Raw genomic sequence first — 6,531 nt, 5'->3', positions numbered from 1 at the left:
TAGTGCGATGTGTTCGGCCTTTGGCCTCGGTTCATCGCATTTGCCAGGTCGGTGCTGCTTATTGCCTCGAGTCTTTAAAAACCCCCTATCTACATCAGATAGTTTTTTATATGCCTGTCTCGTCCTGAAAAAAGTTGACCATAACATTAAATACTATGGACAACAAAAGAGAATTACGAGTTCAAAGTGATCCTCCAAGAATTTACAGTGAAAATTTTAAACGCTTAGTTGTTGAAGAATACGAGCGGGGTTTTTTCAATAAGGATCAGCTTCAGCGCAAATATGACATTCGTGGCAATGGATGTATTCCGCGCTGGTTGAAAAAAAATGGTAAATTTACCTACCCAACCCATTTAGTCAAAGGTAGACCTATGAAAGATCTTGATAAACAGCGCATAAAAGAACTTGAAGAAGCATTACGTCAATCTAAGCTATATTGTTGAACTGATGAAAAAGTTCATCAATATAGCTGAGCGTGAACTAAATATCAAAATAGTAAAAAAGTCTGGCACCAAGCCGTCCGGGAACTTACACAACAAGAACCAGAAGCCTCAGTAAACCGTTTGTGTAGATTGTTTGGTTACAGTAAACAAGCTTTTTATAAGAAGAATGATAATCATCTTCAAAAAGCATATGAGCGCAAACTTGTAAAGTCTTTAGTCATGAATATACGAAGGCAGCTTCCAAGAATAGGAACACGAAAATTGTATTTTATGATGAATAAATCTTTACAAGAGAGAAATGTAAAAATTGGCAGGGACAAATTATTCAGTATTTTAAAAGAAGAATATTTATTAGTTGGCAGAAGAAGGAAATACACCAAAACCACAAACTCTAAGCATTGGCTAAGGAAGCATCCCAACATAGCTAAAAATATAGAATTGTCTATGCCTGAACAGTTATGGGTTGCTGATATTACTTATCTTCAAACCAAAGAGGGTTATGAGTATTTACACTTGGTAACAGATGCTTATTCAAAGCAAATAATGAGGTATGAATTATCCAGCACCCCTCAAAGTGACTAGTCCTAAAATAACGATACAGGATTAATACTAGTAAAAATACATTTTTTAGGACTACTCAATTGAAATTGTATAACGCTTATTATATTCATTGAAATTCTTTACTCAGTAATTTAGCTTACATCCCCTCTACAAAGGTTTCTACAAAGTCTACTATTTTATCTAAAATGCGCTGGGTAATGGTGGCGCGGTCTTTTAACCCCGGCCTTTGGTTCATTACCTCTATAATATCTTCGCGTAGCGGTTGTTTTTGGGTAAACAAATACTTGCCTACCAATACCTGTAATTTATCAAAATTGAGGTTTTCGTCTGTAGCCAGGTGCTCTATGGCGCGTAGTTTTTCTAAATTCCAGTAGGTTTCAAACTGGTCTGTAAGCGTGGTGCTGTCTTCTATATACGGCAGGTTTTGCAGTATAAATTTTTCTATGAGTTCTTTTTTGCTTCGTAACCTCGTATCGCCTGCCATAATATCGGCAATGGTTTTCTGCTGCTTTTCGCGGTCGGCTTTGCTGGTAGTTTCTTTAAGTTTTACCAGCAGATTAAGAATATACACCACGTTAATCTCGTCGCGGTGTATAAGCTCCAGTTCAAAATCTATGTCGTTTAGTATAGAAACCTTTTCTTTATCGTTCTTAACTACATCGCGAATGTCGAGGTACTTGCCTTTGTAGTCTTCAAAATCCTGCTCGGTTATGGGCAAATCATCAAACCTAAATTCGGTAAAAGTACCCAGTACGTTTTTAAGGCGCATTAGTTCCCTAAACGCCGTAACAAACTCCAGTATTTCGGCCTCACTGGGCAGGTCGTTTACGCTGTTTACCGTTGGGGCTATCTCCAATAATTTTTCTACTGCCTTTTCAAAATCGGCTATGTAGTTTTCGTAGGGTTTAAGCACAATAACCTCAACGGCATCTTTATTGGCAAAAAGCTCTATAGCCTTATCTGTGGCCTCTTTAAGATTGCGGAAACAAACTACATTACCCTGCGATTTTACTTCGTTTAAAATGCGGTTTGTGCGCGAATACGCCTGTATAAGCCCGTGGTATTTCAGGTTTTTATCTACGTAAATGGTATTTAATGTTTTGCTGTCAAACCCGGTAAGAAACATATTTACCACCAGCAGTATATCAATCTGTTTTTGTTTTACGCGTTTTGCAATGTCGTTATAGTACAGGTAAAACTCGTTAGTGGTGTAATTACTGCCAAACATACCGTTATAATCGGCTATGTAGGTTTCCAGCTTTTCGCGTGGGTGTACCTTGCCATATTGTGGCTCAGGTTCGCCCAGGAATTTTAAATTTTCCTCCTCTATAAAACCATCGGCATCCTCTAAATCGGGGTTTGCCTCGTACGAGAAAATAGTGGCAATTTTTAAATCGTGCTTACCCTCCTGTTTTTTGGCTTTAAGCAGGTCGTAATACTGGGTAAGCATACTTACATCCTGAACGCAAAACATAGCCGTAAATGCCCTGTTGTGCGTTTTACGGGCATGATTGGCTATTATGTAATCGGCTACGGCGTTTAGCCTTTGCGGGGCTTCCATAACCTCGGCGCGGTCTATGTCTTCTATATCTATATCGTCAATGCCCTCTTTGCCTTTAAAGGTGCGAATGTACTCTATGCTAAACTTTAGTACGTTTTGGTCTTTAATGGCATCGGTAATCACGTATTTGTGCAGGCAGTCTTCAAAAAGGTCTTTAGTAGTGCGCTTGCCGTGGTCGTTTTTGGCGGCATTGTCTGCAAAAATAGGCGTGCCGGTAAACCCAAACATTTGCGCATTAGTAAAGTACTCTTTTATACGCTTGTGGGTATCGCCAAACTGGCTGCGGTGGCACTCGTCAAAAATAAACACTATGCGCTTATCCTTTAGCTTGCCCATAAGGGTAGCGTGCTTTTCTTTTAGTACGGCGGTGTTTAGTTTTTGTATAGTGGTAACTATCAGCTTGGTGTCGTTGCTAAACTGCTTAACCAGCGCGCCGGTGTTTGTGGTGCCGTCTACGCTGCCATCGCTAAAGGAGTTAAACTCCTTTATTGTTTGGTAATCCAGGTCTTTGCGGTCTACTACAAACACTACCTTGTGCACCTCATCCAGGTTAGTGAGTATTTGGGCTGCCTTAAACGAGGTTAGCGTTTTACCCGAACCCGTGGTATGCCAAATATAGCCCGCCTTTGTAGTGGTTTTTACCCGGTCTACTATAGCCTCTACCGCATAGTACTGATAGGGGCGCAGTGCCATAAGCATCTTGGCCGACTCATTTAGCACTATGTATTTGGTTATCATTTTGCTTAGCTGGCACGGCTCTAAAAACACATTGGCAAAATCCTGTAGCTGGGTAATAAGGCTGTTATCGGGGTTTGCCCAAAAGAAGGTTTGCTTAAAGCTGCGCTGGTTTAGCGGGGCATTAGCATAGTACTTGGTATTTACCCCGTTGCTTATTACAAAGAGCTGTACGTAGCCAAAAAGCCCGCTGCCGGTGTGGTAGCTGTGCCCCTCATAACGCCCTGTTTGGTTAAAGGCTTCCTTTAGTTCCAGGCCACGGCGTTTCAGTTCTATTTGTACCAGGGGCAGGCCGTTTACCAGTATGGTTACATCATAGCGGTTTTTGTACATACCCTCCATAGTAATCTGGTGGGTAACCTGATACTGGTTTTGGCACCAGTGTACTTGGTTTACCAGCTCCAGGTAGCCGGTATCGCTGTTGTCTTTTGTATAGGCAACTTTATCGCGCAGGGTTTTTGCCTTTTCAAAAATATTACCCTTAGCCAGGTGGTTTAGTACCTGCTTAAACTCTGCCGGGCTAAGGGTGGTATGGTTGTGCAGCTCCAGTTGGGTTTTAAGGTTGGCTATAAGTTCGGTTTCATCTTTTATGGTTACCTTTTTATAGCCCAAGCCTAACAGCTGGGTTACTAAGTTTTCTTCTAAAATGTATTCGGGTTGTTTGGTCATAGGTTTACTTATATTTTCTAAAAGCCTGGATAAACTGATAAATACCGTAACCAATAAATGCTTTACCGGTAAAATCTAAAACGTAAAACCCTTTTGATAGATCGGTTTCAGTGCCTAAATAATCAAATTTATGGATTGGATTTAAAAACTCCATAAAATATCTAAAACTTATATCGAATGCCCATTCACTTGGAATTATCGTAAATGAAAATCGGTCTAAGGAAATTAATGAAAAATAAAAAAATAGTAATCCAAATCCTGCTGTAAATAAAAATGCTCTTCCGTAAGAGTTACCATTTTTATTAGATAGCCAGTTCAATCCTAAATTCAATACGTCAAAAAATCTTGGGAAATTTAAATCTACCCACAGTTCTTTTAGTAGTATTTGTTTTTCAATGGTTTTGAACTCCAATGACTCTGCTAAATTTTTCTGGGATTCTAAATTGTCTTTAAGAATTCTAAAAGTTTCTCTTTTGTTTTTTACAGGTATTTCAGCAGTAACTGACACAGAATTTTCATACACATCTTCTGTAATTTTTTTGTCTATACTTTCATAATTTTTTAAGTTAAAGTTAAACAGACCTATTTTTCCCGAGATTATCGCTAAAGATAAATCGAAACCTTTTTCAACTTTTGTGCCTCTAAAAATTATTAATTTTTCAATTAATGTGTAGGTGAATAAAACATTTTCTTTGAATGTAGCTGCTGAGAAAACCGTAGTTTTATTAAAGTCTACCTTGTAAAATATTGTTTTTTTATAAAAAGTAGAGCGCCAAAAATCAGCGAGGTCTGAGAAACTACTATTACTGAAATAAGTTTCCCCTTTAAAGTGGCAACGTTGCAAGCGTGCTTTACCTAAAAACTTTGAGTTCTGAATATCGAATTCTTTTTCAAAGATGCATTCATCAATTGTGATACTCTTGTTAACGGTAGTATTTAAACAAAAATCTTTATGGAAGTTGCAGTTATAAAAAGATGCTTGATTAACAGTCTCCTTCACTTCTATGTCTATATTGAAGTCAGTGTCTCTAAAAGACAAATTCAGTTCCCCGACATTTGTTCGGGTAAATTTGTTTTCAAAATCTTCTTGTGAATTTATTTGTTGCCTTGCCATTTGGTTTGTATTTATTTACTCAATTCTCACATTGACTTTTCAAGCTGTTCTTCAGTATCAATACATAAAATAATCCCATCTGCTCCCGTAGCTAAAGTGCCAAAATCTGACCCTATTGCCCAACTGCCATTCATTGGAAATAAACAAAAATTGCCTTTCTGCATATACCAGTTATAGCCCTTACCTTTAATTTTGAAACCTAACTCTTGTAATCTTCTTGTTGTTAACATATTAAGAATTTTTAATTACACAAACATTTGCTGCAACAGCCCTTTTTTAAACCCTTTGGCGGCAGCAACCTGCGCGCTTACCGCGGCTATCTTGGCATCTATAGCCGTAAGGAACTCCGCTATCTTGGTTTGTTCTTTTTCCGATGACGGTATTTTTAAGTAAGCCCCATTTAAGAAGTCTTCATTATTTATATTCATTGTATTCTTAGCTCCTTTTTGTACAAGAGGGTTTAGATAGTTATATGTATTTTCCCAAGTCGCAAAATATGTATCTAAAATTAACCCAATATTCTGATTTTTTGGCGTGAATACACCGTACAAAGTTGAAACAATTCCTTTTCTACCAGTTTTATTTTGCTTAATGATTCCAAAAGGAAAATCACTTGTGGGGCTTTTGGTGTAAATTACATCAAATGGATACACTGCTTTATAATTAGAGGTGTCATCAGCTGCGTACGAACGTCCTAAATGTTCTATTTGGTTTACTACGCCTTTGTGTTTTGCGACAGAAAATACTTCGTCAATCTGCTTGTTTAAATTTCTTTCTTTATGTTCATAAAGAATATCTTTTAATTGTACTTCTTCCCACTCCGGGAAATCCTTACCCTCATCATCCTTAAAGCGTATTTGCTGGCTAAAGAGTTTTTGCATCATACCTTTTTTGTACTGCTCCAGCAGGGTTTTCTTTTGCTGTAGCTGCTCCAGCTTTTTATCTGCCGCCGATAAAAACGAGGCTATCTTTTGCTGCTCCGGTAGGGTGGGGAAGTTGAAAACAATTTCGGAAATGTAATCCCATTCTGCGCGTGGCATTTTAGAACCAGAAGTGATGTTCATTTCAAAATTAAACTTTGGAGAATTTATTATATGGTATAAGAAACTATTGTCTAATTTCTTACCTCGTAATACCCAAAATTCAGACGAGCATACTCCGTCGAAGTCTGGTTTATAAAATTTTTTTAAATAAGGTCTGAGTTTACCAAATAATATTTCATTTTTGTAAAAGCGGTTTTTTATGCTTTTCTGTTGATTTGAATTATATGTATTCAAAAGAATTCCTGTCGCAGATTCAATACAATCTAATTCTATACATGGTAAGTTATCTGAACTTATAGGATTATATTTTTCCTTTGATTTTTCAGCTATTCTCCCAAATCTATCTTTTTCCCACGCCCCGCTAAACTCCGGGAAGCGCAACTTTGGTGTAGTGTGCTGTGCCAT

6 protein-coding genes are annotated in these 6,531 nt (G+C 37.9%); 2 read left to right on the top strand and 4 right to left on the bottom strand.

From position 1 onward, the window contains the following. The first annotated feature begins 155 nt into the window (after positions 1-155). Together ACLI1A_RS11085 and ACLI1A_RS11080 are read left to right on the top strand one after the other, a co-directional pair. A complete protein-coding gene (locus ACLI1A_RS11085) occupies positions 156-443 on the top strand; it encodes a hypothetical protein (protein WP_411408720.1) in 288 nt (95 codons plus the stop codon). A gap of 270 nt (positions 444-713) precedes the next feature. After that, a complete protein-coding gene (locus ACLI1A_RS11080) occupies positions 714-1,025 on the top strand; it encodes a hypothetical protein (RefSeq protein WP_411408719.1) in 312 nt (103 codons plus the stop codon). A 115-nt stretch (positions 1,026-1,140) separates the two neighbouring features. Here ACLI1A_RS11080 and ACLI1A_RS11075 read toward each other — a convergent pair whose 3' ends face one another. The 4 genes from ACLI1A_RS11075 to ACLI1A_RS11060 are packed head-to-tail and all read right to left on the bottom strand — an operon-like array spanning position 1,141 to position 6,531. Next, positions 1,141-3,969, bottom strand: coding sequence for a type I restriction endonuclease subunit R (locus tag ACLI1A_RS11075; RefSeq protein WP_411408718.1), 2,829 nt, complete (start codon positions 3,967-3,969; stop codon positions 1,141-1,143). A 4-nt stretch (positions 3,970-3,973) separates the two neighbouring features. Beyond that, entirely contained in the window at positions 3,974-5,083 is a 1,110-nt protein-coding gene (locus ACLI1A_RS11070; RefSeq protein ID WP_411408717.1) for a pentapeptide repeat-containing protein, read from the bottom strand. A gap of 26 nt (positions 5,084-5,109) precedes the next feature. Then, the gene (locus tag ACLI1A_RS11065; protein ID WP_411408716.1) at positions 5,110-5,313 is read right to left on the bottom strand and encodes a hypothetical protein; all 204 of its coding nucleotides are present in this window, start codon (positions 5,311-5,313) and stop codon (positions 5,110-5,112) included. 15 nt (positions 5,314-5,328) lie between these two features. Beyond that, positions 5,329-6,531, bottom strand: a complete 1,203-nt coding sequence (locus ACLI1A_RS11060; protein WP_411408715.1) for a restriction endonuclease subunit S — start codon at positions 6,529-6,531, stop codon at positions 5,329-5,331.

Origin of the sequence: Flavobacterium sp. RHBU_3, from assembly GCF_046613565.1 — a bacterium.
Classification (GTDB): domain Bacteria; phylum Bacteroidota; class Bacteroidia; order Flavobacteriales; family Flavobacteriaceae; genus Flavobacterium.
Note: the sequence above shows the minus strand (reverse complement) of the source record. Positions and strands in the feature narration are given on the sequence as shown.

Bases quoted from the DNA above. Each gene is read 5' to 3' on its own strand.
- ACLI1A_RS11085 (WP_411408720.1), top strand. From the start codon at position 156: ATGGACAACAAAAGAGAATTACGAGTTCAAAGTGATCCTCCAAGAATT.
- ACLI1A_RS11080 (WP_411408719.1), top strand. From the start codon at position 714: ATGATGAATAAATCTTTACAAGAGAGAAATGTAAAAATTGGCAGGGAC.
- ACLI1A_RS11075 (WP_411408718.1), bottom strand. From the start codon at position 3,969: ATGACCAAACAACCCGAATACATTTTAGAAGAAAACTTAGTAACCCAG.
- ACLI1A_RS11070 (WP_411408717.1), bottom strand. From the start codon at position 5,083: ATGGCAAGGCAACAAATAAATTCACAAGAAGATTTTGAAAACAAATTT.
- ACLI1A_RS11065 (WP_411408716.1), bottom strand. From the start codon at position 5,313: ATGTTAACAACAAGAAGATTACAAGAGTTAGGTTTCAAAATTAAAGGT.
- ACLI1A_RS11060 (WP_411408715.1), bottom strand. From the start codon at position 6,531: ATGGCACAGCACACTACACCAAAGTTGCGCTTCCCGGAGTTTAGCGGG.